General features: G+C 44.7%; 30 protein-coding genes. 21 read left to right on the top strand and 9 right to left on the bottom strand.

From position 1 onward, the window contains the following. Positions 1–3 precede the first annotated feature (3 nt). Entirely contained in the window at positions 4–951 is a 948-nt protein-coding gene (locus BLS15_RS22100; protein WP_021253605.1) for an ABC transporter permease, read from the bottom strand. Position 952: 1 nt separating this feature from the next. Continuing rightward, positions 953–1,879: an ABC transporter permease gene (locus BLS15_RS22105; protein WP_090513747.1), complete on the bottom strand. Its 927-nt coding sequence runs from the start codon at positions 1,877–1,879 to the stop codon at positions 953–955. A 513-nt stretch (positions 1,880–2,392) separates the two neighbouring features. Here BLS15_RS22105 and BLS15_RS22110 point away from each other — a divergent pair. After that, the gene (locus BLS15_RS22110) at positions 2,393–2,656 is read left to right on the top strand and encodes a CD3324 family protein (RefSeq protein WP_021253603.1); all 264 of its coding nucleotides are present in this window, start codon (positions 2,393–2,395) and stop codon (positions 2,654–2,656) included. 91 nt (positions 2,657–2,747) lie between these two features. On the opposite strand, the gene BLS15_RS22115 is transcribed toward BLS15_RS22110, so the two are convergent. After that, positions 2,748–3,662 carry a DNA-3-methyladenine glycosylase family protein gene (locus BLS15_RS22115; protein WP_021253602.1) on the bottom strand — a complete coding sequence of 305 codons (915 nt, stop codon included), beginning with the start codon at positions 3,660–3,662 and terminating at the stop codon, positions 2,748–2,750. 212 nt (positions 3,663–3,874) lie between these two features. On the opposite strand from BLS15_RS22115, the gene BLS15_RS22120 reads away from it, so the two are divergent. The 8 genes from BLS15_RS22120 (at position 3,875) to BLS15_RS22155 (ending at position 10,562) form a co-directional block, all read left to right on the top strand. Beyond that, complete coding sequence (locus BLS15_RS22120; protein WP_028531460.1) at positions 3,875–4,474, top strand: bifunctional transcriptional activator/DNA repair enzyme AdaA; 600 nt, start codon at positions 3,875–3,877, stop codon at positions 4,472–4,474. Then, positions 4,464–4,991 carry a methylated-DNA--[protein]-cysteine S-methyltransferase gene (locus tag BLS15_RS22125; RefSeq protein WP_021253600.1) on the top strand — a complete coding sequence of 176 codons (528 nt, stop codon included), beginning with the start codon at positions 4,464–4,466 and terminating at the stop codon, positions 4,989–4,991. The genes BLS15_RS22120 and BLS15_RS22125 overlap by 11 nt, the downstream gene beginning before the upstream one ends. Before the next feature lie 50 nt (positions 4,992–5,041). Further along, on the top strand, positions 5,042–5,860 hold the full coding sequence (locus BLS15_RS22130) for an SPL family radical SAM protein (RefSeq protein ID WP_021253599.1): 819 nt from the start codon (positions 5,042–5,044) through the stop codon (positions 5,858–5,860). 276 nt (positions 5,861–6,136) lie between these two features. Next, entirely contained in the window at positions 6,137–7,336 is a 1,200-nt protein-coding gene (locus tag BLS15_RS22135) for an EstA family serine hydrolase (RefSeq protein WP_021253598.1), read from the top strand. A gap of 32 nt (positions 7,337–7,368) precedes the next feature. After that, a complete protein-coding gene (locus tag BLS15_RS22140) occupies positions 7,369–7,944 on the top strand; it encodes a TetR/AcrR family transcriptional regulator (RefSeq protein WP_231515036.1) in 576 nt (191 codons plus the stop codon). A 135-nt stretch (positions 7,945–8,079) separates the two neighbouring features. Next, positions 8,080–8,661 (top strand): RNA polymerase sigma factor, encoded by a 582-nt coding sequence (locus tag BLS15_RS22145; RefSeq protein WP_021253596.1) that lies wholly within the window; start codon positions 8,080–8,082, stop codon positions 8,659–8,661. Further along, entirely contained in the window at positions 8,622–9,614 is a 993-nt protein-coding gene (locus tag BLS15_RS22150; protein ID WP_028531458.1) for a DUF4367 domain-containing protein, read from the top strand. The genes BLS15_RS22145 and BLS15_RS22150 overlap by 40 nt, the downstream gene beginning before the upstream one ends. A gap of 168 nt (positions 9,615–9,782) precedes the next feature. Next, positions 9,783–10,562 carry a hypothetical protein gene (locus BLS15_RS22155; RefSeq protein ID WP_051249900.1) on the top strand — a complete coding sequence of 260 codons (780 nt, stop codon included), beginning with the start codon at positions 9,783–9,785 and terminating at the stop codon, positions 10,560–10,562. An 85-nt stretch (positions 10,563–10,647) separates the two neighbouring features. Here the strand turns inward: BLS15_RS22155 and BLS15_RS22160 are convergent, their stop codons facing one another. The 5 genes from BLS15_RS22160 to BLS15_RS22180 are packed head-to-tail and all read right to left on the bottom strand — an operon-like array spanning position 10,648 to position 14,195. Next, positions 10,648–11,709, bottom strand: a complete 1,062-nt coding sequence (locus BLS15_RS22160) for a polysaccharide pyruvyl transferase family protein (RefSeq protein WP_021253593.1) — start codon at positions 11,707–11,709, stop codon at positions 10,648–10,650. Continuing rightward, positions 11,706–12,866 (bottom strand): glycosyltransferase, encoded by a 1,161-nt coding sequence (locus BLS15_RS22165; RefSeq protein WP_021253592.1) that lies wholly within the window; start codon positions 12,864–12,866, stop codon positions 11,706–11,708. The genes BLS15_RS22160 and BLS15_RS22165 overlap by 4 nt, the downstream gene beginning before the upstream one ends. Then, a complete protein-coding gene (locus BLS15_RS22170) occupies positions 12,856–13,581 on the bottom strand; it encodes a glycosyltransferase family 2 protein (protein ID WP_021253591.1) in 726 nt (241 codons plus the stop codon). The genes BLS15_RS22165 and BLS15_RS22170 overlap by 11 nt, the downstream gene beginning before the upstream one ends. A 36-nt stretch (positions 13,582–13,617) precedes the next feature. Continuing rightward, a complete protein-coding gene (locus BLS15_RS22175) occupies positions 13,618–13,809 on the bottom strand; it encodes a hypothetical protein (RefSeq protein WP_021253590.1) in 192 nt (63 codons plus the stop codon). A 23-nt stretch (positions 13,810–13,832) separates the two neighbouring features. Continuing rightward, positions 13,833–14,195 (bottom strand): DUF2642 domain-containing protein, encoded by a 363-nt coding sequence (locus BLS15_RS22180; RefSeq protein ID WP_021253589.1) that lies wholly within the window; start codon positions 14,193–14,195, stop codon positions 13,833–13,835. Positions 14,196–14,519: 324 nt separating this feature from the next. Here BLS15_RS22180 and BLS15_RS22185 point away from each other — a divergent pair, with 324 nt between their 5' ends. From BLS15_RS22185 to BLS15_RS22195, 3 genes are read left to right on the top strand one after another with little or no spacing between them, the layout of a single operon-like run. Further along, entirely contained in the window at positions 14,520–15,170 is a 651-nt protein-coding gene (locus BLS15_RS22185) for a DsbA family oxidoreductase (RefSeq protein ID WP_028531455.1), read from the top strand. Positions 15,171–15,218: 48 nt separating this feature from the next. Beyond that, entirely contained in the window at positions 15,219–15,812 is a 594-nt protein-coding gene (locus tag BLS15_RS22190; RefSeq protein WP_090513749.1) for a nitroreductase family protein, read from the top strand. A gap of 42 nt (positions 15,813–15,854) precedes the next feature. Next, the gene (locus tag BLS15_RS22195) at positions 15,855–16,244 is read left to right on the top strand and encodes a nuclear transport factor 2 family protein (RefSeq protein ID WP_021253586.1); all 390 of its coding nucleotides are present in this window, start codon (positions 15,855–15,857) and stop codon (positions 16,242–16,244) included. Between the two features lie 86 nt (positions 16,245–16,330). Here BLS15_RS22195 and BLS15_RS22200 read toward each other — a convergent pair whose 3' ends face one another. Continuing rightward, the gene (locus BLS15_RS22200; RefSeq protein WP_021253585.1) at positions 16,331–16,561 is read right to left on the bottom strand and encodes a hypothetical protein; all 231 of its coding nucleotides are present in this window, start codon (positions 16,559–16,561) and stop codon (positions 16,331–16,333) included. A gap of 305 nt (positions 16,562–16,866) precedes the next feature. Here BLS15_RS22200 and BLS15_RS22205 point away from each other — a divergent pair, with 305 nt between their 5' ends. The 9 genes from BLS15_RS22205 to BLS15_RS22245 all read left to right on the top strand — a co-directional run bounded on the left by BLS15_RS22205 (position 16,867) and on the right by BLS15_RS22245 (position 26,715). Then, positions 16,867–17,457 carry a TetR/AcrR family transcriptional regulator gene (locus BLS15_RS22205; protein ID WP_021253584.1) on the top strand — a complete coding sequence of 197 codons (591 nt, stop codon included), beginning with the start codon at positions 16,867–16,869 and terminating at the stop codon, positions 17,455–17,457. 65 nt (positions 17,458–17,522) lie between these two features. Further along, the gene (locus tag BLS15_RS22210; protein ID WP_021253583.1) at positions 17,523–18,011 is read left to right on the top strand and encodes an HXXEE domain-containing protein; all 489 of its coding nucleotides are present in this window, start codon (positions 17,523–17,525) and stop codon (positions 18,009–18,011) included. A gap of 175 nt (positions 18,012–18,186) precedes the next feature. After that, positions 18,187–18,765 (top strand): RNA polymerase sigma factor, encoded by a 579-nt coding sequence (locus BLS15_RS22215; RefSeq protein WP_021253582.1) that lies wholly within the window; start codon positions 18,187–18,189, stop codon positions 18,763–18,765. Beyond that, a complete protein-coding gene (locus tag BLS15_RS22220) occupies positions 18,740–19,915 on the top strand; it encodes a DUF4179 domain-containing protein (protein WP_021253581.1) in 1,176 nt (391 codons plus the stop codon). Before BLS15_RS22215 ends, BLS15_RS22220 begins: the two co-directional genes overlap by 26 nt. Positions 19,916–19,948: 33 nt before the next feature. Further along, positions 19,949–21,316: an ABC transporter substrate-binding protein gene (locus BLS15_RS22225; RefSeq protein ID WP_021253580.1), complete on the top strand. Its 1,368-nt coding sequence runs from the start codon at positions 19,949–19,951 to the stop codon at positions 21,314–21,316. 79 nt (positions 21,317–21,395) lie between these two features. After that, positions 21,396–22,706 (top strand): ABC transporter substrate-binding protein, encoded by a 1,311-nt coding sequence (locus BLS15_RS22230; protein ID WP_021253579.1) that lies wholly within the window; start codon positions 21,396–21,398, stop codon positions 22,704–22,706. Between the two features lie 87 nt (positions 22,707–22,793). After that, a complete protein-coding gene (locus tag BLS15_RS22235) occupies positions 22,794–24,149 on the top strand; it encodes an ABC transporter substrate-binding protein (RefSeq protein ID WP_021253578.1) in 1,356 nt (451 codons plus the stop codon). Positions 24,150–24,222: 73 nt separating this feature from the next. After that, positions 24,223–25,620 (top strand): ABC transporter substrate-binding protein, encoded by a 1,398-nt coding sequence (locus BLS15_RS22240; protein WP_028531453.1) that lies wholly within the window; start codon positions 24,223–24,225, stop codon positions 25,618–25,620. A gap of 129 nt (positions 25,621–25,749) precedes the next feature. Beyond that, a complete protein-coding gene (locus BLS15_RS22245) occupies positions 25,750–26,715 on the top strand; it encodes a hypothetical protein (RefSeq protein ID WP_028531452.1) in 966 nt (321 codons plus the stop codon). Positions 26,716–26,816 lie beyond the last annotated feature (101 nt).

Below are 26,816 nucleotides of genomic sequence, written 5' to 3' on the forward strand. Positions count from 1 at the left end.
TCCTTATTGTTGTGATCGTGGATCAAGGGCATCCTGCAATCCATCTCCAAATGCGTTGAAAGCGAACATGGTGAGCGAAATCATCAATCCTGGGAAGAACAGTCGCCACCATTGGCCGCTTAATATGACGCCAAGTGAATCGTTGGCCATTGTGCCCCAGCTGGCATCAGGTGCTTGTACACCTAGACCGAGAAAACTTAGAAATGATTCAGAGAAAATTGCCGCCGGAATTGTAAACGTTAAGTTGACGATAATGATGCCCGCAGCATTCGGGAGCAGATGCTTAAAGATTATGCCAGCATGAGATGTGCCAAGCTTATGCGCTGCAAGTACATACTCTTGCTGCTTAAGCTGTAGAATCTGTCCACGTACAACACGCGCCATTCCAACCCAGCCTGTTATAGATAGGGCGATAATCATGGTGAAAATTCCTGGCTTCATAACGACAAGAAGCAAAATGATCACGAGCAAGTAAGGGATGCTGTATAAAATTTCAACAATGCGCATCAACACATTATCAACGCGATCACCGAGCCTGCCGCGACCTGCCATATATCCTGAAATGCCACCTACTAAAATGCCGACGACAAGATCAATTGCCGCTGCTGCGAATCCGATCGTAAGCGAGATACGTGCTCCTGCCCAAGTTCGCGCCCACACATCGCGTCCCAAATCGTCAGTTCCAAACCAATGTTCTCCGGAAGGGGGGAGGTTCGTAGCTGTTAACGATTGAGCGCTCGAAGAATAGGGAACGAGCGATGGACCAATCGCGGCGAGCAAAATAATGACCAGCAGCAGCACGAGTCCGAGTACGGCGAGCTTGTTGCGCGATAGCTTGCGCAATCTGTCCTGCCACAATGGAACGCTGCGAGTTGCGAGCTGATGCTCTGCTTGGTGGCTGCGTTCGATGGGATGGAACAGATGATCCAATTCGGCTGATGAAGCTTTCATGCTAATCTCCTTTGCTAGCAAGTTTAATTCGCGGATCAACGATCCGGTAAGACATGTCGATTAAAAATAACGTAACGACCAATACGACGCTGTAAAAAATCGTTGTGCCCATAATGACGGGATAGTCCCGATTGAAAATACTATCGACGAAGTATTTTCCGATACCAGGGATCGCAAAGATCTTCTCCACCACAAACGTGCCTGTGAGGACGGATGCGAACAGGGGGCCCATGAAGGAAAGTACAGGAATTAAGGAATTTCGCAATCCATGACGAATCACAATTTTCCAAGTAGGCAGACCCTTGGCTTCTGCTGTATGTATGTATTCCTGTTGCAGTACTTCCAACATGCTCGTTCGAACGAAGCGGGCAATGATCGCGATCGGCGTAACTGCAAGCGCGAGTGAGGGAAGAACCGTATGCTTCCATGTTCCCCATGCAGCGACGGGTAGAAGACCCCATTTCACCGACATGTACTTAATAAGCAATGGTGCCAAGATGAAGCTGGGAATCGAGATACCGAGCATCGCAATCATCATCGCTGCAAAATCCAGCGCGCGGTTATGATGAAGGGCGGCAACCGTGCCTAGACCGATTCCGACCACGATTGCAAGCAGCATCGATTGAATGCCGAGTATCGCTGATGGTAGAAATCCGCGGGCAATCAATGTGTTAACATCCGTAGTCTTGGATTGGATCGATGGCCTTAAGTCCAGGGTGAGCAGGCTCTTCAAATACAATAAGTACTGTGTAGGCAAAGGCTTATCCAGGTTATACCTTGCCCTCATGTTATCCAATACGGACTCTGGCAGCGTCTTCGAATCTGAAGCGAATGGATCACCTGGGATCATGTGCATGATCACGAAGGTCAGCGTAACAATGATCCATAGTGTGACCAGCATGGCGAATAAGCGTTTCAGCACAGCCATTATTCTTTTGTCTCCTGTTCATTTAAAATCACATAATACACATTGAATAAATCGGGATTAAAATTAAATAAAATCTCCTAACGAAATCGTAATCAACCGGTTGTTAAATATTAAATCTGATAGGATTAGTATGAATAATAGGATAGAAGGTTTGAAATGTCAATGTAATACTATGTAAATTTCAAAATTTAAATTTCATTTCATCAGCTCATACACTTTAGAGGTAAGAAAGGGGGAAACGATGCCATTCCATTGATTGTAAAGGGATATACTGGTACAATTGGTTATATTCAAACTTTACTAGATAACGAAATGAGGGGATCGTTTGTTATACATGCGTATCGACTTAGAACTACTCCATGCAAAGTCTATATTATGGACATGAACGGTTGCTTGTGTGGAGTTACATCGCTTAACCGTTCACTTTCATTTTGACTTTCATGGTGAATTTACGTTTATAATGTAGGCTTTGCTCCCTTAAAAGAGACCAATTTTTTAAGGAGCGAAGGGATCATGAAATATATGAAGGCGAATGAATGCTTGCCAGAACATCTGCTATTAGAAATACAGAAATACGTCTGTGGTGAATTCATATACATTCCAGCACCGCAAGGATCTCGTAAAAAATGGGGCGAAAACTCTGGGATTCGAAGAGAGCTCCAAGTTAGAAATGAGAAGATTCGGCACTATTTCCGTGAAGGGGCATCGATTGATCAGTTATCTGAACAATATTGCCTATCTGTAGATAGCATCAAGAAAATTGTATACAAGAAATAAGGAATGGGAAACCCGCCCTGCTTCGAACGCAAGGCGGGTCTATTTGGTGTTAATGCCATAATCCTTGCCGCTGTATAGGATCGTTTGTGGATTAGTAGAGATATCTCCAGAGGTAAAATGTCGCATAAGCTTCCCAGCCGCTCCACTTCTCGGACATCTCTCGCAATTCGCTCCTCGTCGGCTTTCTGTCGGAGCCGAGGCGATGGCGAATAGCATTATGAAGTCCGACATCATCAATCGGAAATGCAGACGGCATTCGCAAGCAGCGCATGAGTACGTAATTGGCCGTCCATGGACCGATTCCACGTATTTGCGTCAACATCTGTTCGGCTTGCTTGAAGTCGCCGGCCGCGAGCAGCATTTCTTTTGACAATCGCTTATCGGCAATTAGCTGTGCAGTATGGATTAGGTACTCGCATTTTCGTTCGGTCATGCGCAATTGCTGCAGATCTTGGACGGCTAGAGAAGCGATATCGTGGGCAGTAGGATAGATCCAGTAGGTGTTCCCATCATATGTAATTCGCTTGCCAAAATGTTCGACTAGTCTCCGCTTCAACGTATACGCAAACGCAAGATTAATCTGCTGGCCAATAATTCCCCAGCTCATCGCTTCAAATAGGTCAGGGATGCCAATGATTCGCAATCCAGAGAATGACTGGACAGCATGTTGAAGCAAGGGATCGTTCTGGGCCAGAGCGTAAAAGGGTGCCAAGTCAGTGTCTAGGTCGAACCAATCTCGAACGTAATGTTCGACAGCACGATGTTCCTCCGGATTACGAGGAACCGTATTTCCAAGATAGACAATGTTCAGAGATTGATCTTCATTGGCGCTAATTTCTACGATTGGCGAACTATGTTCAAGAGGAATTGCCTTACATACCTTGTGTTGTTGTATCTCATATAGACATTCATTGGTCGTACGAGATAAGTAGTTCAGATTCTCGTTGAAATTGAATTCCTTAGGAACCTCCAAACGCGTCCGATTTTCCTTGTGTTCCATCGTCATGTTATCCCTCCCTGCACGAGAAATATCTCCTATTATAGTTGTATCATACTTCCGAATCACATGGATTTCGAAATATTGCGTTTCCATTCCTATTCGCGTACATAGCCCCGTCTATCAGGTTATACTGGAAGAGGAGGTGAAGTTCTATGCCAGAGAGGAACGAACCTATTCGGTTCACAGGCTTGTCTGAAGATGGGGGGAAGCCAACCATCATGCTAGGTATAGCGACAGATGAACAGTGGCAGGCCATCTTAGGGAATGATTCATCCTACGATCACCACTTCATCTATGCAGTGAAGACAACAGGGATCTTCTGCAGACCCTCATGCAAGTCAAGACCTCCAATTAGAGCGAACATATGTATATTTCAGAATGCGGAACATGCACAGAAGGCTGGATTTCGCCCGTGCAAACGGTGCAAACCATCAGGAGAGCGCATGCCGGATCAGGAATGGGTTCTGCAGATCGTTCAATGCATTCACAGTCGTTACGCGGAGTCATTGACGCTTCAAGCACTCGCCGAATTTTGTCACGGTAGTCCTTATCACTTGCAACGTACATTTAAGCGGATAATGGGGGTATCTCCGATGGAATATGTTCAGCGTACGCGCATGCATCATGCCAAGCATCTACTCATTCATTCCAAGTATCCTGTTGCGGACATAGCACAAACAGTAGGGCTTTCGAATACCCCGTATTTTATCACCTTGTTCAAAAAAATGACCGGACATACACCGGCAGCCTATCGGATGCGCGAATGGAATATCGATCAGGATGAGATAAGCGGAGGAGAGAACAATCATGGGAACTGAGAACCTCAATATATATTGGTCATTGTTGCAAAATGATGCATGGCATCTGCATATTGCTGCTTCAGAACGCGGTGTATGTTATATTGGTGGGCAGAATGAATCATTTGAACAGCTTAGACAATGGGCAGAGCGGCACTATCCGGCTGCTGGTCTAGTACGTGCTGATGAACGTATGCGTCCATATGTTACGGAAGTAGCGGAATATTTGGCAGGGCATCGTGCGGAATTCGCTGTGCCGCTGGATATACAGGGAACTCCGTTCCAATGTGAAGTATGGGAAGCACTGTGTGCAATCCCCTACGGTGAAACTCGAACTTATTCTGAAATCGCAGAACAGGTAAAGAAGCCCAAGGCTGCGCGAGCCGTTGGCAGTGCAATCGGGGCGAATCCTATTCTGATTACGGTGCCCTGCCATCGTGTCATTGGGAAGGATGGTTCTATAACGGGCTATCGAGGTGGGCTTGAGATGAAGAGGCGTCTTCTGCACGTTGAACAACGGCCTGCGAACAAGTCATGACGTAGAAGGTTGATAAAGATTGATCGCTGGCGAAGGGAGGAGTGAGGCGAATGATTGACTTGCAATTTACTACACCGAAAACGCTGCTGAACAAAGGTTCCGGATTCCTAGCCGACTATTCCCATACACTGAACCCATATACCGGGTGCTCTTTCGCCTGCTCTTATTGTTATGTGCGACAAATGCCAGTGGCTAAGTTCCGCAAGGCGGAATGGGGCAGCTGGATCGATATTAAACAGCAGGCGGCAGTGGTGCTGCGTAAAGAACTGAGGAGAGCGAAGACGAAGGGCAATGTCACCATCTTCATGTCATCGAGTACTGATCCCTATCAGCCGATCGAATATAAGGAACAGGTAACGCGCTCGCTGCTGGAGGTTATGGCTGATGAGCAGCCTGATTTCCTTTTGGTACAAACACGCAGCCCACTTGTTCAGCGGGATATCGATCTGCTGCAACAGATGAAGGACAAGGTGCGCGTAAGTATGACGATTGAGACCGATAGAGAAGAGATTCGCAAGCATTTCACGCCTGGGGCGCCGCCAATTGCGGCTAGATTGAGAGCTTTGGAACAATTGCGTCAGGCAGGTATTCCGACACAGGCCACGATCGCTCCCATTCTTCCAAGCAGTGAGGCGTTTCCACAGAAGCTGGCAGGTCTGACGAATCGAATTTGTATCGATGATTTCGTAATGGGTGATGGCAGCGGGGGAGCTAGAACAAGACAATTGGGAATATTCAGATTGTACGAGGAGCTCGGTTTAGAAGAATGGTACGAGCCAGATGCATATCAGCTCGTGTATGATCGGTTCAGCCGCGTGTTTGCTCCCGATCAACTTCATATAAGCCAGAAGGGCTTTGCCCCAGCGTAGACATTGATATTATAGACAGCAAAGCCAGTAAAGCCAGTAAAGCCAGTGAGTACAGATAGCAAATGGATGAATTACTGTAGGGATTTTATAGTCTGTACAGACGCACAGAAGGATAGACAGCGTAGGAAGTTGGGCAGTTCGCCGACTCCGATAGCTGTCTATTTTTTTGTCTATATACAAATGGAATAAGATGCGTTATTGTTTATATGACTAAACAAACTAAAATAGTCATATGAATGAAAGTTTATTGGCAGCATACATAGGAGCGTGAAGCAAATGACACAGGTTCATGTACAAGGTTGGGTGGCAGCAGGATTTGAAGAAGTTGAAGAGGAGTTCGTACGGAACTTTACAAAGCGCAAAGAAACGGGTGCAGCATGTGCTGTATATGTACAGGGCAAGAAGGTTGTAGATTTATGGGGCGGGGTATCAGACCCTTATAGCGGAACATTATGGCAAGAACATACGATGGTACCGGTATTTTCAAGCACGAAGGGCTTCGCAGCTCTGGCAGGGGCACTTGCGGTATCACGGGGGCTGCTCGATTATGATGAGCAAGTCAGTGCCTATTGGCCCGAATTCGCCGTTCATGGCAAAGAACGCATCACAGTTAGGCAGTTGTTGTCGCATCAAGCTGGACTGAGCACGGTAGATACATTACAATTGGAGAAGTTTGCAGATTTAGATACGGCTCAAGTTGCCAATAAGCTTGCGAACGCAAGGCCGGAATGGACACCAGGCGTGAAGCATGGCTACCACGCTTGGACAGTTGGTTGGTATATCGGTGAGCTTATACGCCGAGTAGACCCAAGAGGAAGAAGCTTGGGCCGTTTTTTCCACGAGGAGATTGCGAGTTCGCTTGATGCGGAATTCTATATTGGTCTGCCTGCTTCGGTGCCAGATGCAAGACTGGCTCAGGTGAGAGGCATTAACAGCCCAGCTCAAATCTTGAAGCATATTCATGAGATTCCCTTCTCCATGCTGCTGGGGTTCCTCAACCCTCGCTCGTTAACAGCGCGGAGCATGGTTGATCCGAAGCGGCTAGTTGCGAATGAGAACTTCAACCGTCGTGAGATGCTGGCGATCGAATTTCCATCCGGCAATGGAATTGGCGAGGTCCGCGCAATGGCTGCCATATATGGTGAATTTGCTGCGGGTGGCAAGAAGCTGAAGTTGTCCAAATCGGTACTTCGAACACTAGAGGCTCCACCGGAGCTGCCATTATCAGGGGCCTATGACCATGTGAATCGAACCAAGCTGGCTTATTCCGTCGGATTCTGGAAGCCCATTGAAGGGCATACGTTCGGCAGCAGCCACCGGGCATACGGACATCCGGGAGCCGGAGGTTCCTTCTGCTATGCAGACCCAGACTATGAGCTGGGTTATGCCTACGGGTTAAATGAGATAGGCGGGTATATGGACAATAATCCGCGTGAGAATGCGGTGCGCCAGGCGGTATATCGCTGCCTGAAGTAAAGGAGAGAGACATTATTCCGAAGTTTAGTGAGATGGAAAGAGAAGCGGTTCGTACATGCCTAATGTCCACAGGCAAGGAACTGTTCACTCAATATGGACTGAAAAAAACGAGTGTTGATGAAATTGTAAAGGCATGCGGCATCGCGAAGGGATCATTTTATGCCTTTTTCCAGTCGAAGGAAGAACTGTATTATACCATCATGCAAGAAGAAGAATCGTTCAAGGATCAGAAGATTCGAGAAATGCTGAACAGTGAACGATCTCCGAAGGAACTGCTGAAGGGCCTGTTCGACTTGTCATTTGAGATGCTGGAGACAAATCCGTTCCTGAAACGAGTTCAACAACGAGACGAATACGAATTGCTGATTAGAAAATTGCCTAAAGATAAGTTGGAAGAACATATTCAAGCTGACAATCGAGCTGGTGCCGAGCTGATTAAGCAGTGGCAGGAGAAGCAGGTCATTATTGATAAAGACCCAGAAGTCATTATCGGTTTACTGCGCTCGGTTATGCTGCTGTCATTGCACAGAGAGGAAATTGGAGGTAAGTTCGATCAGGTCAAGGAACTGCTGCTTGAATGTGTAACGGAGGGACTGCTTCGCAAATAACAGGAACACAGCTTCATAATCTTACCATCAAAGTTGTACTGCTGATCAGAAGGCGGTGCAACTTTTTTATTAGGCAATGTCCCTTTTGTGTGAGTTTAAGTGTTGTATAGGTGAGGGAAGGAGGGGAAAGTTGGAATGGAGTCTGTTGAAGGGTTTGTTGAACAGGTGCAGGCAGGCCAAATCGAAGAGTATATCCATATCATTAATACCTACCAAAACCCGTTATTTCGATACTGCTCACGTCTGCTAGGAAACAATCATGAAGCAGAAGATGCTGTTCAGGACATATTCGTGAGAGCCTACGAGAAAATTCACTTGTATAAGCCAAATGTATTGTTCTCTTCTTGGCTATATAAGATTGCTTACCATTATTGCCTCAATCTAATTCGCAAGCGCAACATCCAACAAAAATTCAAATGGTGGTTTACACAAGAGTCGACAACGGAGAGTGCTGAAGACACCGTCGGGAAGTCATTATTTGATGAGCCGCTTCATTCCGCATTGAAGCAACTTAGCGTGGAGGAACGGAACTTATTAGTTCTTCGCGTATTTGAGGAAAAGTCCTTTGCAGAGATCGGTGAGATTCTGAACAAAAGCACGGAGACAGTGAAGAAACGGTTTGGACGTACTAAAATCAAATTGCAGCATTTCATGACTGAAGAAGGGGGGCGGGTTCGATGGGGCGAATCAGATCTATTTTCGAAGATGAAGAAATAAGACGATATGAGCGAGAACTTGATACTGAATTGATGATCGATATTCGCGAACCCGTTATGCAGCGCATTGATAGTTTACACATACATAGGAAATCCATGAATCGTTCAAAAGCAAGATTGCGCAGAAAGACGATCATAATTCTTACCTCCATCATTGTTGCGTTAACCTCTATCTCGGGATATGCGGCATCTAAAATTATTCAAATCATCAATTCCAAAGGAGATGTCGTTGTTGAGACAAGAGAAATGAATTACACTCCAGGTGATATTCGCATACATAAGACACTAAAGGAATATGGGGAAATGGTGAAAGCACAATTAAAGCCGGGAGAATGGGCTGCGTATTACGTTGAAGATGAACAGTTTGCTCATTGGACTACAATAAATAGAGTTAATTTTGAATATAATCCGGTCGTGCATACCAATTATGATCGTATGCAGCAGGAGATCAAGGATAAAGCTGGAGTGCCTGCCGTCGATATAGCAAATGCTCCAACAGGGCTAAAGTTTGAGTCAGGATGGGTATTTCCGAGTTTATATCCATTTGACGATATAAAAAGATTAGCAGAACAATTGGAGAAAGAAGCAAAACAGGCAATACAAGAAGGAAAAAATCAAAAGTTGTTTATTAAACCTCTTGCTTGGAAAGAAGTAGGCAGTTCAAGAGCGAACTTCCATTACAATGGAAATCAACTAAAGTTTATCGGGTTTTACCATACTCAGTCGCGAGTGGTCTCGCAAAACACTTCAGAAATTGCCGTTTCCAAATTAAAGTTGAACGGGATGGAAGTTCTGTACAAAGAAAATGTAAAAGGGAAAAATGCCAGCTTCAAGCATCAAGTGGAATGGATGAGGGAGGGGGAAAATTCTTATTATGTTTTGTCCGATGAAGCGGAAAGTAAGCTATCCAAATCCGAGTTTATTGAGATTGCGAAAAGTATGGTAGGGAAATAGGCATGTTTGAAAGCGGCCCTAGGGGCCGTTTAATTTAATTAAAAAACTGATCTTTCCCGTCCCGTTTTACTTGTGCCAAGTGTTATACATAGTGAGGGTCAGGTGAGTCAGTTCATTTGGTTCCATTATAGGCATCAAATACAATGGGAAGAAAGGGATGGACAAATCATGAAATCAAAATCATTTCTAATTACCATGTGCGCCGTTCTTGCGATGTCAATGAGTATAAGCCAAGTGGTGACGGCAAAGGAAGCAAAGGAAACAAAGGAAGCTTCTGCAGCTAACGGAGCGTCCACGAAGAAAAAGGAGTCACAGAAAAAGGAAGATGCCAAGCAAAATGGAGAGCTTATCATCAAGGATGGAGAGCTTTATGCTACGTATTCAAGCAAGGATAACTCCATTAATTTTAGTTTCAGAACGATAACCGGGGAAACTTATGAGGAGCTTCTCAAACAAGCTGTTCAGTATAAAGCTCCGAAGTTTACGAAGCCAGCTTTCTTGCCTGAAGGTTATAAGTTTATCAAAAGCGAAATCACTCCTCCATACCCTGATTTTTCCAGCGAGGCATATCGGGTGCTTCTAGACCAAATGAAAAAGGAAGCTAAAGGAAAAAAAGAGTATCAGAAGAAGCTGAACTGGAAGGAAGCCGGGGAGGCAGGTGTCATGTATACGAAGGATTCGGACTTCATTTTCTTGACAGTGACAAGAATTCAGCCTCTGACTATTGAAAAATCACCTGCTGCTCCTGTCGGCGGAAAACTGGAGAAGGTGAGTGTAAGTGGATTAGATGCGTTTTATACGACAGGGAGCAATGCACTATATTCGAATGTATTGATGTGGCAAGTAAAAGAGAAGAAGCTTGAATATCGGATTTCTACGAATAAGCAAAGCCCATTAACGAAGGAAGAACTTATTCAGATCGCAGAGAGTTGGAATGCTGCAAACTAACGGTTTCCCCTGATTTCAGGGACATATAAGAAAGCCCTAGACGATGTCATAGGGCTTTCTTGCATGCACATGTTACGTCTTGCTTTTACAGCAGTTTGTCTGCGAAAGGAGTAACAAGCTGTAATTTCACGCGTTCTCGAAGCTCCTGCATATGACTAACGAGGGACGCGCGATTTTCTTGAATGTAGCTTGCTGTTTCTATTAATGCTATCTCCATATAATCGGCATGAGTTGGTATGATAATAGATGGGAGACTCATAGAATGTACAAAGTCATATGATTTGAAGCGGTAGCCCAAGCAGATGAATGGGATTCCTGCAGCAGCGGACAATACATTGGCGTGTAGTTTCAGGTTGACAGTGAAATCGAATCTTTGTACTAGTTTTAAATAGGAGTCAAGGGAATGAATCTCTTGATCGAATACGACATGGTCCGGGAATCCGATTTTTTGCTGCAAACGTTTGGCGGCTTCACGGTCTGGTCCCCATACCACATAAATGTAGATCTTGTATCCCTCTCGAATCCAGCGCTGCGCCGCATAGGCAAGTTCATCTTCTACAACGGATTCATTGCGTCCATAGATGCGATTATAAGACGTTCCCCAGTTCAGACCGATCCAGCGTTCACCAGTTTGTCTCACACCTGCATGGTCTGAAGTAGGGAGCGGGGCCAACATGGCGGGATCCCCACTAATGGATACACGATCCATTTGTACACCGTTGTTGGACAAGTATTCGTAAGTCCATGGACCTCGAATGCCGCAATATGATGCGTTGCTGATAACCTCTTGCAGCATTGTGCGATATTCGGCACTATCAGCTGCAGGTTCAGGGCTTAAGGAGCGGTCATCATTGATCATCAGTCGACTGAGTCGATCATGCCCGCTGCCCCAGATAATTGTTGTTTTGTTCTTCTTGGCAGCGTGATACATAATATCAACATACCCTGGTATAAGAAGAGAACCACCGCCTAGCACTACGGTGTCATAAGGGGAGATATCGTTCACATCAACACCTGGCAATGAAGGAATAATTTCGTACTTATCCGGTTCCAAATATGCCTGAGACATGTTCTGGAACATGCTCCACATCCATTCATCCCCGAAATTGTTGTAGCCAATCCACCCCAGATATAGTATTTTCCTCATTTGTGTTGCACCTCCTCTTGGCCGGCTTGCAGGATTACATGTCGATAGAGATCTTCCAACTGATTCACGATTTTGTGAATATCGAAATGCTCTAACGTCCACTTACGGCCCTGTAACCCGGTCTTGCGCAAGGATGCTTTATTAGCCAATGCCTCGCGCAGTTCATTCGCGATTAACTCTTCGGACGGCTTACAGATAGAAGCATGGTCACCGAAATATTGCTTCCATGCCTGTTCATATATTGATGGCGTGACAAGCCCGAAGTAACCATGGTTGCCGATAGCGATTACTGGCTTGCCGCAGGCCATTGCCTCCAAAGCTACTCTCCCTGTGCCGACGACAATATCGGCGAGACTTAGATAATCGCGTACCTTTTTCTGACTTCCTACCATGTGAATGAACGGTTGTCCAATTTCAGATTCGATGCTTTTGGACAATTCGCGAATTTCGTGATATTGATGCCCATCTCCGACGATGACGATATTTAGTTGAGAACGTCCTTCCAAGCGCAGTCTTCTCGCGGCCCAGATGAGCATTGTGCATACATAAGCCTTGTCCCATGACAACCTGCTGGCGTACACGATGGTGTCTGCATGATCCGGTATACTGAGACGGCTTCGTAAAGAGGAGGAATCCACTTCGATGAACTCGTCCGGATTTACTCCATTTGGGATTAGCTCAGATTGAATATTCATGCTCTCCAAGAATTGCTTCACTGGATGGCTTACACTAATGACAGCGTCACTATATTGATTCATACTAGTCAATTGATCCTCAGGATAATAAGTGCCATGAGCGGTAAATACAACGGGAATTCCTAGCTCTTTTGCTGCCATTGCGGCGTATAGGCCAGACGGTGACTGGTGAACGTGAACGACGTTGATTTTCTGGGTTTTCATGATTTGCTTTAATGAGGAGATGATTTTGGGAAGCATGTGGTTCTGCAAATGAAGAAGTGTTCCTGGCGATAAATCAACAGCGTGAATTTGACATCCTGCTCGTGCATAAGCCTCATACATATTGCCGCTGGCGCCGGCGTATATCGAGTGAATTCCACGCTTTTTAAGGGCTTTAACAATGCTAAGCACATGCGTCTCTGTACCCCCGATGGCTAAGCTGTCCATCACCATCATTACACGTATACGATTAGGATTCATTCGATGGATCCTGCTTTTTTGAAAAATATTTTCGAGAGCGTTGTTTTGGGTGACTGCGGTAGTAATAGAGAACGTCAGGGATATTTTCAATATTCAAATGGTTAGGATTCAGAGAACGGGCAATAAAATCATAATCTTCCGCGCCTTTTACACGTCTTGTGTGACCGCCTATACGATCGAACAGAGCGCCGCGCATCATGATTGTGCCATGACATACACAGTGCCCTCCCTTGCGATAGGTTGTACGGATATGCTCTCCATAGCGAAGCCACTTCGGGATTGTAACGACCTCGTTCGGGTCATGTTCGAACACGTGATAGTTTGTGCCTAGCAATTCAATATTATGATGAGCTTCAAGATAATTGATTTGCTTTTCCAGCCGCTGCAAATGGGAGATATCGTCGGAGTCTTGGATTGCAATGTACTCTCCCTTGGCCATATAGAATCCAATTGTCATTGCTCCTGCATACCCGATATTCCGGGGAAGTGCCATTGTAAATATCGAATTATGATTGGGTAAGTTTATGCGATTATCGAGAAGCCAAGCTTGTGTCTGTTGGATGGAATCATCGGTCGAGCCATCATCAATCAGGATGATCTCCCAATTTGTATACGTCTGCTGCAGGATGCCGTTCAGGCAATCCTGCAAATAAGCTGCACGGTTGTAATTGGGAATTACCACACTGACAAGTCCTTTAATTCGAGAATAAGTCATATTTATACCACTCCAAATTCAGAATTCAGTATGAAATTAAATAATTCGAATGTAAGAGATAGATTTTAAAGGGAAAACAGCGTATTGGCCATTCTCATACCCAGATATGCTTGATGTGCGCAGCGTTAGCTTGGTATCATCGACAGAAATGAGCGTACCGGTTGTAGTCTCCAGCGAAGTAGCAACTTGCAGATTAGAACCGATTAGGGGTCTAAGCTTGTCCATCATGGTCATCACCTCCTCTCATGAGATTAACCAGCTTGCAGAGAAATCGCATTGGCCAGCTGCACAATAACGACCAAATCTTCAGATTCCATAATTTCTACATAATCGTTTCCGACTTCTGTGATTATCCCTTCTACGATTCCAGCCGGTGTATTTATGGACACATTCCGATTCACATACCTCTCAATCATTTCCTGAAGTGGAGAGGAGGGAGGATGTGGCGTGTTCAGTTTTTCCATTTCCTGTTTGACTTCAACTTTGAGTCTTTTGATGATGGGATTATCCTCATTTGGATTGCTAAGCAGTGAATCATGCACTGCTTGTTTGACAATATTGCTAATTCCTTCGAGCAGTGCTTGCAGCTCTTTCTCATTTGCTCTGAACCACATAAGCGTCTCACCTGATTTCTTCATTTTTCGATAAAATATGATACATTTTATACGTTTCCTAGCTGATTTGATTGAGCAGATATACGAAATCTATGAAAATGTTTGTTTGTATGGAAGCAATTATCATGTAAAGTTTCAATTTATTAACATTTTCAGAGACAGTTTTGTCTTTTATTTCGAAATAGAGAAGGAAGATAAAATAGGAAGAGTTGACTTTCTTTATGGTTGTAACTATAATAGTTACATCGAACGAATTATTTTTTTGTTATCGGTGTAACTACAGTTGTTACATCATATTGAGATATGGAAGGCGAGGACTTGAATATGACTGTGAAGATTAAAGCCTATTCTGATTTTGTATGTCCGTTTTGTTTTCTGGGCAAAGGCCCGTTGGATGAAATCGTAAAGGAGAAGGACGTTGAAGTGGAATGGATGCCATTCGAGCTTCGTCCCGAACCATATCCGAAGATCGATCCATGGAATGAACCTGATAAGCTTGCATCGTGGGATGCATTTATTAAGCCAACAGCAGAGAAGCTCGGCATCGATATGCGTCTGCCGCATGTATCTCCTCATCCATACACCAACCTAGCATTTGAAGGGTATCAATATGCGAAGGAACAAGGGAAGGGCAACGAATATATTCAGCGCGTGTTTACAGCCTTTTTCCAAGAAGAGCAGAATATTGGGGAGATCGAAGTATTGACGAAGGTCGCAGAGGAACTTGGCTTGGATGCAGCAGCGTTCCGCGAAGCGCTCGAATCCCGCACATATCGGGAAGCTCATCAAGCAGCGATCAAGCATGCTTATGAAGAGGCTCGCATCTCAGCTGTACCGACATTCATTATCGGCGATCAGGTGATTCAAGGTCTGGCCAGCAAGGAGCGTTTGGCTCAAGCCATTGATCGCGCAGCTTCCAAGCAGTCATTTGACTCGATTGAAGGTATGCAGTGCGATCTCGATGGAAATTGCTAAGTTTATCATGTATACCAATCACATTATTTATAAATGGAGGAAACCTCAATGACAACATTCAAAGACGCAATCATCAACCGCCGTTCCGTTCGCAAAGTAACTAAAAATCCCGCGATTACAGAAGAGCGCATCCGTGAAATTTTGAAAACATCCTTGCATGCTCCAACATCATTCAACATGCAAAGCGGCCGTATGGTCGTATTGTTGGACGGTGAACATGAGAAGTTCTGGGACATCGTGAAAGAAACGCTGCGTGCTCGCGTTCCGGCAGAGAACTTTGATGCAACCGTTCAAAGACTGGCAGGCTTCCGCGATGGTGTAGGAACAGTCTTGTTCTTCGAGAACCAAGCAACGATTCAGAGCATGCAAGAAAATGCTCCTAGCTATAAAGAGCAATTCCCGTTCTGGTCCCATCAAGGCAGTGCAATGCTGCAATATGCAGTATGGACAGCGCTGGAAGCAGAGGGTATCGGAGCTTCCCTTCAGCACTACAACCCGATCGTAGATGAAGAAGTGAAACGTACATGGGATATTCCGCAAGAGTGGTCGTTGATCGCACAAATGCCATTCGGTGAGCCGAATGAGCAACCAGGTGAACGCAGCTTCCTGCCGTTTGAAGAAGTTGTAACGTTCCACAAATAAGATTATGTACTAAAATAGTTAGTTTTCGTGGGAGGGCTGGATATGGAAAGTCAGCAAGCAAATGTAGACATCATCCGCCGCACCTATGAAGGGCCTGAATTTCTGTTTGGAGCATTAACTGACAGCACGGTATGGACGGAAGCGGCCGGATATCCGTACGGTGGCACATTCCATGGAGCCGCTAGAATTAAGAGTAATGTTTTTGAACGCTTAGGAACGGACTGGGACGGCTTTGTCGCCACTGTGCACACCTTCCATGAGGTTACGAAGAAAAATATCGTAATTACAGAAGGCGTTTATACCGGAACATACAAGGCTACAGGGAAATCCATTTGTGCAGATTTCGTACATGTATGGAAGCTTGATGATGGAAAAATTACAGCATTCAAGCAATACGTTGACAGTCATGTTGTTGTTCAGGCTATGTCTTAGCATCATGAATAGAAGAAGCATGTCTCTCGTTATAGAGGGCATGCTTCTTTGTGTTTGAAGCGCCGTCACTTGTGCTTCATCCGGTATTACTCGTCAATTAACTCCAGCAAATAATCGGTATACTTTTCCTCGCTCATTCCCGATATGGCATCACGAAGTCTATCCTCAGCTTGCTCAGGAGATAGAGCTTCAAAGTCTGCTTCCTGCATACTTATCATTCGCGCTTGAAATTCAGGCGCACTATGCTGCGTTATATATTGAATCACTTGCTGCAGGGGCATTTTCTTGAGTGCCCATATACTGATACCATCACTCACGGAAGTACCTCCTTCTATTTGTTGAAATGGCATATACCGTTATCGTGTCCGATTTCCGAGGCTCAGATTCTTAGATACTCCATATTTCTAATTAGGGTTGACACTGTTGTTATAGAGGAGTAGGATGGGAATATAGAGTTTTGAACAACTGTTCAAAACGATCGTTCAAAACGAATGTTCAATAAATAGGGCCAGCATATTCGCAGTTCCTATACTCAATTTCAATGTTCAATTTTTTGTTCACTGCTAGTGTCAATATCAACCTAGAACTTATTCATCAATAACAACATGAGAGGAGAACAGACATGGTTCAAGACACAAATGACGTGAAGGCAAAGATTCTTGGCGCGGCGAAGAAGCTGTTTGCACGCAATGGGTTCGAAGGAACATCGGTAAGGCAAATTTGCGAAGAGGCGGGAGTAGCGCTTGCGCTTGTCTCGTACCATTTTGGCGGCAAGGAAAAGGTATTTTATGCACTATTTGAGTCGTCGATTCCCAATTATGCAACGGCAATCTATACGCTGCAGGATCCAGAGGCTGACTTTTCACATTTTATACATGAATTTGTTCGTCTGCGTCAGACAGAGCCTGAGCTCATTAACTTGCTGCAGCAGGAGATCATTATGCAAAGTCCGCGTATGGAGAAATTGCAAGCCTATGTCTACACATTGTGGAAGCAGCTTCGCGACATACTGGAGGCGGGTAGAGCGAAGGGATGCTTCCAATTCACTTCCTTGAAGCAGACGCTGCACTTTATCATAGGAGCACTCATTTTCACTCGAAATGTACCTGCGCTAGATGACTTGTTCGAGACAACAGTCAAAGAAGAGAATGCAGAGAGTGTTGACGAGATTGCTGCATGCACCGTTCATTTTCTCTTGAATGGGTTGAATTAAACATAAGATGTTCCTTGTAAGAATACTTGGTATTGCTTGAATGTTCCAATAAGGAGGAATACAATATGAATAGTTCTATTATTATCTTGTTTTTGTTCGCATTTACGATACATAACTTAGAAGAAGCAGTGTGGCTCACCAGACAATCTTCCGCAGCTGGGAAGGTGAAGATGCATAAAGCCGTTACTCAGGATCAGTTTTTGTTTGGCTTATTTTGGGTAACCGGATTTGCTTATTTGATTACAGCCCTCTATATCATTTATCCAGACGTTGCATTGTTCAAATATGCGTATTTCGGCTATGTGGGTGGAATGATCTTTAACATCATCTTCCCGCATTTGATATCGACGATTATCGAACGCTGCTATTCGCCAGGTTTATTTACGGGCCTATTGGTCATCGTTCCGATTGATAGCCTCATTATGAAGACAGGGCTTGCTGCAAATGTAATTTCAGCAAGTGAGCTTATTATCAGTACGATCATTGCTGGTGTTGTCATTATGGCCAGCATTCCACTTAGTTTCAAGGCAGGCAAGAAACTGATTACATACTAACCTTAGTAACGAACGAATTTTTTGAATTGAATACCGGAGTGGATAAGCAGTATGCGCCAATCGGATAGAACAACTATTCGGTTGGCGCTATCTGTTTTTTTATTTTTGGACACGTGTCACAAATCGGAGATTACGGTTGTTATAGAGGTTGGAGAGCATCAAGGGAGGTGAACCTGTGGAACTATCCAGCCCGGGTGAACGACAACAGAAGCAGCAATTTATTGAGGCAATTGTTGTGAAGGTGCAGGAAGGAGATGATGAAGCTTTTGCAATCCTTATTCATCATTTCGAGAAGCAAATGTACAGCTACTGCTATTATCTATTAACGAATCGAGAAGAAGCAGAAGATGCTTTGCAGGAGATCTTCCTACAGGCCTACCGCAATCTGAATCAATACATACAGAACACGAATTTCTCGGCTTGGCTGTATAAGATTGCATATAACCACAGCATGAATGTACTGAAGAAGAGAAAACGATGGTATCGGCTGCTCTTGCGCAGTAGAGAGATTGCACCTAATCCTGTTCCTATCAATCATGCAGCAATCATTGAGAATATGCTTGAACTATTGACAGTGGAGGAGAGGCATATTCTGCTGCTACGAGCAGTTGAGCAATATAGCTTTACTGATATAGCGGACATTATGAGCAGTAATCCAGCTGCGATTCGCAAGAAATATGAGCGGCTGCGTACCAAGCTTCGGAATAATGATAAGGAGGTCTTTGCGAATGGCGAAATGGTCCAACCGAACTAAGCTGACCGATCAAGAAATCAATCAGCTAGAACAGATCATTCACGATACCGAAATGCCGGTCTATACATATAGCCATCGGATCATGAATCGAATTCGGGAAGAGAAGGCAGCGAAGAAGAAATCAATCTGGAAGCCAGCAGTAATCGCTACCTCCTTAGCAGCCGTTATTGGCGGTGGTGTGATTGGAAGCGGGTTCGTCTCATCAACGATGGCACATGCATTAAGCAAGCTGCCATTCATCGGCGTCGTGTTCCAGCAAACCGGCGATTACGGTCTTTCTTATGCGGTTGATAACAATCTGGTTACGAAAATCAATCAATCCATCACCCATGACGGGGTAACGCTTCGGATTAAAAACATGGTTTATGATGGCATCCGCTTGGCTTTTACGTGGGAGCGTGAAGGCGAAAATCTGTCTTCCTATCTGTTCAGTCCCTCTTTAACGGATGATAGGGGAGTAATTCGTCGAATTCGTTTCTTAGACTCTTCACTTGAGGAGATAACATACGACTTAAGTTTAAGCATGTACCAAATTCCTGGAGACCCAGATTTGGGTATTTCAGTAAGTAGGAGTGAACCTTCAGTAACGAGAAATGGAAATCTCCGCAGCGTGCCGAAACCGCTACCTGATGAGTTCAATATCCGCATGAATGTATCATTATCGGGAGTTCGGGAGGTGTTCATGTTCAATATTCCGGTGAAGAAGAATACGAAAAATATTAAGTTTACAGAGAATATTACGAAATCTTATGACGGTCTTAGCCTGTCGCTTGAGAAATTGGAGTTAACCCCAATCACGACGCGAGTGATGCTGAGAGGAATAGGAGAAATGCAGCATGTTCCCGATAAATTTATAGGTCCGAAAAAAGACTTTGGACTGCGCGATAACCTGCTGTTCAGTGCAGACGTGTTCGATGATCAGGGGAACAAGGCGAAAGGACTGATACATGCGGGACTTGGAGGATTAGCTAATAAGTACGAAGAGTCGAATGATTATGGATTGGACTTGATGTTCGAGCCATTCCGGCAAAAACCGAAGTCGATTACGATCAAGCCTTTTTTGTATGATTATGAGTCTTTAGAAGCCCGGAAAATCGAAAAACATTATATGAAAGAGCTAGAGTTCACCATAGAGCTAGAAAAGGAATAGCGTCTTAGGAGCGAGGAAGGAGAGGCAGCAAGTATGGGGAAATCGAGAGTCACAATCACACTCCTTATGATAATCGCATTGATAAGTGGATGTGCCGGCAAGACGCTAGAGCATGACGAGTCCATACAGACAAGCAAAATCAAGGTGCTGTATCAGGATGAAGCTGCGTACTACGTCGATATCGACAAAATAAAAATGATGAACTATCCAGTGGATCAAATCGAATTTATTGTCCAGACGAACGAATTTGCCAAGTTCAAGAATGGAAAATCTCTCGATGAGTTTTACGAGGGGCAGAAAAAGTTCCTAGACAGACACAAGCCAGATGTCATTGTTGTTGACGAGAACCTGTTCTCGGATATCGCGCGGGAAGGGAAGCTCTATGACATGGAGGCTGATCTGCAAGATGAAAGTTTTCATCTAAATGAATTTATGCCAGGTCTGATCGATCGATTGAAAACCAGAGGGGAAGGGAAGCTGTATGGAATAGCCCCCTACTTCTATAGACAGGTCTTATTTTACAATAAGGACTTGTTCGAGAAGCATCACGTTGCTCCTCCACGAAGCAATATGACATGGGATGAAGTGCTAGAGCTGGCTGGACAAATCTCCGATCCCGGTTCGGGGAAGCGGGATTTTCACGGCATTTATCATACGTACTCCGCCGCTCCGGCGATGATGTACCAGATCGGTTCTTCTTCCGGACTGAGCTTGTTCGACGAGAAGGGGGAGAAGCTGCTGATCGATACAGACGGATGGAAGCATGTCATAAAGAAAATGACAGAAGCAGTGAGAAGCCGCGCGCTGCTTGTTCATCCAAAAGAGCGCAACATGACCCATGATGGGATTTTTTTAGATGGGGATTCTGCCATGTTAATCGGTGATCCATCCTTTATTCATGAAGATGTGATGCAGCCGGACGATAAGAGAAAATTACACAAAAAATGGGGCGTCCTGTCGCCGCCTGGCAATCCGAAGTTGGCAGAGGCGAATATGAAGCTGCCCTATGTGTATGCAGTAGCAGCAGATTCTGATAACAAGCAGGCTGCGATGGAATTCGTCAAATTCATCAATGGCAAGGAAACAATGGGGACATACTTCCAACGCTTTGTTTATGACTACGCGCCGACGCGCATGGGCAATCTGAATGATTTTGATTCAACAGTAACAGAGCCGTTCTATCAATTGAAGCCGCAGATGGAAGACGGCATATGGGACAACCGGAATGTACCTCGTGATTTCTTTCTCGTTTTCGAACCAATCTTGTCGGAAGAACTGCAAGCGGTCATTGACGGGAAGAAAACAGTAGACCAAGCCGCTGCCGAACTAAAGGAGAAGGGGCAAGCTGCATTACGCCAATTACGTGATAAAGAGCACACAAGTAATTTAACTTCCAAGTAAATACATGAGTCCCTTATTGGTAAACGTCGGGGTCTGTTCTTTGCGATAAATATGCGAGAAGGAGAGTAGGAGGATATCTATGAAAAGGGTATGGAGAACGGGGATTTTCATGCTGACGATCTTATCCCTGCTGAGCAGTTGCGGCGAACCAAGAGAAGAACTCGAGCCACTTCAAGCAGGAACAATCAAGGTCGTCTATCTCGATGAGGAATCATTCTATGAGGATTACGGGAAATACTTCAAACTACAATTTCCGCAAATTGATGTGGAAGTGATCAGCAAGTCGAAGCTCATCACCGAATTCAATCATGTTACTGATTATAAGGAAGCGACAAGGAAGTTCCTGAATACATACAGTCCTGATGTATTGCTGTTAGATGAGGAGATGTTCAAAGCCTTCGTTGAGGAGGGTAAGCTATATAACTTGGAGACAGCCATTCATCAAGATAACTTCGATGTGGATGGGTTCATGCCTGGACTTATCGACAAGCTCAAAGCGTTAGGCAAGGATGATCTGTACGGTCTTGTGCCGCGCGTCATCGTACATGCTCTGTACTACAATGCGGATCTGTTCAAGGAATATCAGGTTGAACCGCCGAGAAATAAAATGACCTGGCAAGAGCTAATGGAACTGGCAGCAAGATTTGCGGGTTCAGGAAGTAGCGGCCAGCACGTGTACGGCTTGGAGGAAACTTATTCCGATCCCGGACGCGAGGTACTGAATATCGGCTTCGATTCTGGATTACAGCTATTCGACGAGAAGGCAGAACAAGTGCTCATCAATACGGACGGCTGGAAAAGCGTCATGAAGCTCGTCACGGATGGAGTCCGCAGCGGGTCGGTGATTCTAAATTCGAATGGCAGCAACAAACACTTTATGAACAAAGAAGCGGCCATGATATTTGGTTCGCCAGATCTCATGCTGTCGCTCAAGCAGAACGGTATCCAAATGAATTGGGGCATCGCAACCATGCCCGTCCATTCAAATGATGAGTCCGTGAATATATCTTCACGTGAAATCTTCGCCATATCAGCCGCTTCTTCCAATAAGAGGGCAGCTTGGGAGCTGGTCAAGTTCGTAAACGGTGCAGACATGGCGAAATCCAATTCCAAAACATATAACGGGACATTGCCGTCGCGGACAGGATTTTTGAAGGAATACGACGGAAAAAGCCTAGAAGCCTTCTATATGCTAAAAGTGAAGGAAACAGCGCAAAAGTGGGGGAATGACCATGTTCCGGAATCTTTTTTTCGCCTGTTCGTGGAGCCGCTGCGAGCAGAAATGCAGGCTGTGATTGAGAATCGAAAAACGATTGATGAAGCAGCCGCCGTGTTGGAGGAAAAAGGACAAGGGGTGCTGATGCAGGCACGCAGCGAAACCGGAAAATAAGGAATCGTTGGTAGGAAGCGATGAGGCAGCGTACTCCACATATACATCATGTCACGAACGACAATAAAAAGGGGAAGCGAGCGAATTATGCATAGAAAATATAAACTAGTACTTCTATTGCTGACAATCACGTCACTATTGGGTGGATGCTTTGGCGGAAATTCAGAAATGGCGCCGCTGAAAGACGGCAAAGGGAAGCTTAAGATCGTGTATAAGGATGAGGAATCATTCAATCGGGATTATGGAAATTTATTTTTGATGAAATATCCGGATATTGAAGTTGAAGTCATCGCACAGGATGATTTGTTTGATCAATCCGAGCAGAATTCTTCCTTTGAATTAAATGAAGAAAAGAAGAGAGTAATAGAGAAGTATAAGCCTGATGTATTGCTGTTGAATGAGAGCATGTTCGAAGCCTTTGCCCAGGATGGGAGGCTGTATGACCTCGATATGGTCATCAACCAGGATAAATATGATATTGACGGATTCATGCCTGGGCTTATCGATAGGCTGAAAGAGAAGGGGAACGGGAAGCTGTTCGGATTGGCGCCTTATTTCGAAACACCTGTGTTGTATTACAATCGTGGACTGTTCAAACAATACAATATCGAACCGCCGCGAGATCAAATGAGCTGGAAAGAATTGTTGGACTTGGCCAGCAGATTCGCGAAAGAGGGGGCATATGGCCTGTATCAAACGGAGAAACCCGAGAAGCTTGTGTATGATATTGCGGCTGGATCTGGGCTTCGACTGGTTGATGCCAAAGGAGAGAAACTGCTTATTCAATCCGAGGGCTGGAAGGAAGCTGTAACAATGACCACGGAGGCGATCCGCAATAAGTCCGTATACATCCCGGAGCAAGACGCCAACAATGAGCGTATGGATTGCTATTACGAGCCTTTTCATCAAGAAAAAGCCGCGATGACATTTCAAGAGTCCTGGTTCTCTGTTCGTTTGAAAGAAGTTCCGATGTATGAAAAAACGCCGAATATCGATTGGGGCATTGTTACGACACCGGTCGATCCTGCCAGCCCGAATGAATCAGCCTATGTGCATTTGTCAGAAATTTATGCGATATCCGCAAATTCTGAAAATAAGCGGGCAGCATGGGAATTTATCCAATTCGTAAATGGAACGGACATGGCTCAGGTTGCGACGCTGGGGAATAACGGGAAGCTGCCTACGCGTACAGGCTATTTTAAAGATTTAGAAGGCAGAAGCACGGAACCGTTCTATCTCTTGAAGCCGAAACAAGGAAAAGGACTGTTAGATGACAAGAACATTCCTCACGGGTTTTATGACCTGTTCGACCCGTTATTAGCAGAAGCATTGCAAGCGATCATTGATAAACAGAAAACGATAGATGAAGCCCTCGCAGAGCTGGAGATGAAGGGGCAGCAAGCATTAATAAAAGCGCGTGAAACGGCGGCGAAGAAATCGTAAGGGAATCTCAATTCTGGTTCCCGAATATGAAGAGCCATATACATAACGAAGCAAGGGAGAGAGGGAATTGCGAGTGCGGACTAGCTGGAAAATGGGGATAATGCTTCTCATCATCATGTTATTAGTAAGCGGTTGTTTTGGTAGAGAATCGGAAGTAGAGACCTTCAATAAGGTAAAAGGGACAATTAGAGTCGTCTATCAGGATAAAGAGGCATTTTATCGAGATTATGGGCAATTGTTCAAACTGAAGCAACCTGATATTGATGTTGAAGTAGTGAGTAAATCGGAGTTGTACTCCAAGTTCGGAGATCCTGAATTCGATTTTGAGAAAGAGTCGCAGAAACTGCTGGACAAGTATAAGCCCGATGTATTGCTGCTGGATGAGACATCGTTCAAAGAATTTGCCCAAGGCGGGAAGCTGTATGCAATTGATGGAGTCATTAAGCGAGATCGTTATGATATCGAAGGGTTCATGCCAGGTCTTACCGACAGGCTCAAAGCAATGGGCAAGGGGACATTGTATGGACTCTCCCCCACTATAGATACCACTGTATTATACTATAATCGTGATATATTCAAGGAGCATAATATTGAACCTCCTCGAAATCAAATGAGCTGGAGGGAATTTTTTGAACTGGCGACAAGCATATCGAATGCAGGCGGTACGGATAAGCATCTGTATGCGCTAGCCCAAGAATATGGCGGAGCAGACAGCCTGATGTATGAAATTGCTTCCTCAACAGGCTTGAGGCTGTTCGACACGAAGGGAGAGCAGCTGTTGATCAACTCGGAGGGCTGGAAGGTGGCCATCCAGCAGGCGACGGATGCGGTGCGAAGCAAGGCACTGTATATACCACCAGCTAATAAAGGTCCGCAGCCCATTGAACCGGAGAAAGGGCTCTTCTTCACAGGTAAGGCTGCAATGAAGCTGGGAAGGCCGTGGGATTTGGCGCATTTAAGGAATAAGAAAGCCGAGAAAATCAATTGGGATGTTGTGACAGCTCCGATCGATCCTGCGACACCCGATGAAACCGGAAATATAACCATTCACGAAATTTATGCGATCGCAGCTGATTCCGGCAATAAGGAGGCCGCATGGGAACTCGTCAAATTTATAAACGGCACGGAAATGGCTAAGGTGGCAGCTCGAACGACTGTCGGCATGATCCCTACCATTCCTTCCAGACCGGAATATTTCAAGGAATTGGACGGCAGAAGCACGGAAGCATTCTATGCATTGAAGCTGAAGGAACTGTCCGCATTGGATGCTTTGTGGGGCAACAAGAATGTCCCTGATGACTTTAACAGTTCCTTCTGGCTATTGTTGTCCGAAGCGCTGCAATCCATCATTGACAATAAGAAATCGGTGGATGAGGCGGTGAATGAACTGCAGACGAAGGGCCAAGAAGCGCTTCGGGTCGCGCATGATCTAGCGCAAGAGAAACGATTGCGCGGCAAAGACAACAAATAAATGACGAATTGTGAAAATTCATTTCTGATTTTATTCTTAAATTTTATTCATTGAATGTTAAGTTGAGTATTAGATGCTCAATGTTAGCATAAAAGGGAGGTTTACATATGAAACTAAGGAGAAAATAAGATGAATGTAAACAAAACAATTCTAGCGGCTATGATTGTGTCAAGTATGTTGGTTACAGTGGCAGGCCCAATTCCTGTAGGAGCAGAGGCAGCGCATGAGCAGGAGCAAACGAATAATAAGAAGGTTCAAATTGACAAAACGATGGCAGTCAAATTGCAAAAAGCGGTAAATCAATTTGCTGGAAAAGAGATTAAGCTGCAGAATGTTGCCGAGTCATTGGGCGGTTCAGAGGCGAAGGTTACATCGGTAGATGGTAAGTACACTGTCTACTTTAATGATAAAGGAGGAGTATGGTCGATAGACGGAGCGGTTCCACTTGATAAAATCAGCAAAGAGACTCAGGAGAAGGTTCTGAAAGCACTGAAAAAGGCATACGCAAAGAAAACATACGTCCTTGATAAAGAAGCGATTCTAATGCGGCCTTATGATGGAAAAAAGGAGAAACTAAAAGATCATTTCGCGTATGCTTTGACAGGGAAAGGTTTTCAGGCAGTATGGAGGAGTGGAACAGATTTTGTCAGTGAGGTTACAATTAAGCTTGCCAAGAAAGAACTCGATTCAAAATGGCAGGAAATGGCATCGAAAGCGATGAAAACGGCTTTCGATCATGATTTGAATGTAACAGAGGCGTTGCTTGTTTCTAGCGGGGAAAATTATCATATGTTGTCAATTAAGGATAATGCAGTATCTCTTGAGATGGATGCGATAAAGGGAAAGATTGTGAACGTATTTCATCATACAAGAAAAAAAGAAATGACCGACCAAAGGATTACGGCAAAAGATGCACAGGAAGTGGTCGCTCCGCTTGCCAAGGAATTATTCAATATCGATATTACGGGATATGAAGTGAAATGGGACAACACAAATAAAGATTACGGTTTCGTTAAAGGCAAAGAAACGATAATGAGAGCAGCATTGGATGCCGATAAGAACGCGGTGTATATTTTATCAGATGGCCCAGCATGATTGCTGTGCCAATAGACGTTATTGGTCTAAAAATAGAATTACAATATGAATGCCAAATTTGTACAATAACTAATCTGAATGTCTAAAATCCGTTAAAGTTC

Origin of the sequence: Paenibacillus sp. cl6col (assembly GCF_900102125.1) — a bacterium.
Lineage (GTDB): Bacteria > Bacillota > Bacilli > Paenibacillales > Paenibacillaceae > Paenibacillus_B > Paenibacillus_B suaedae.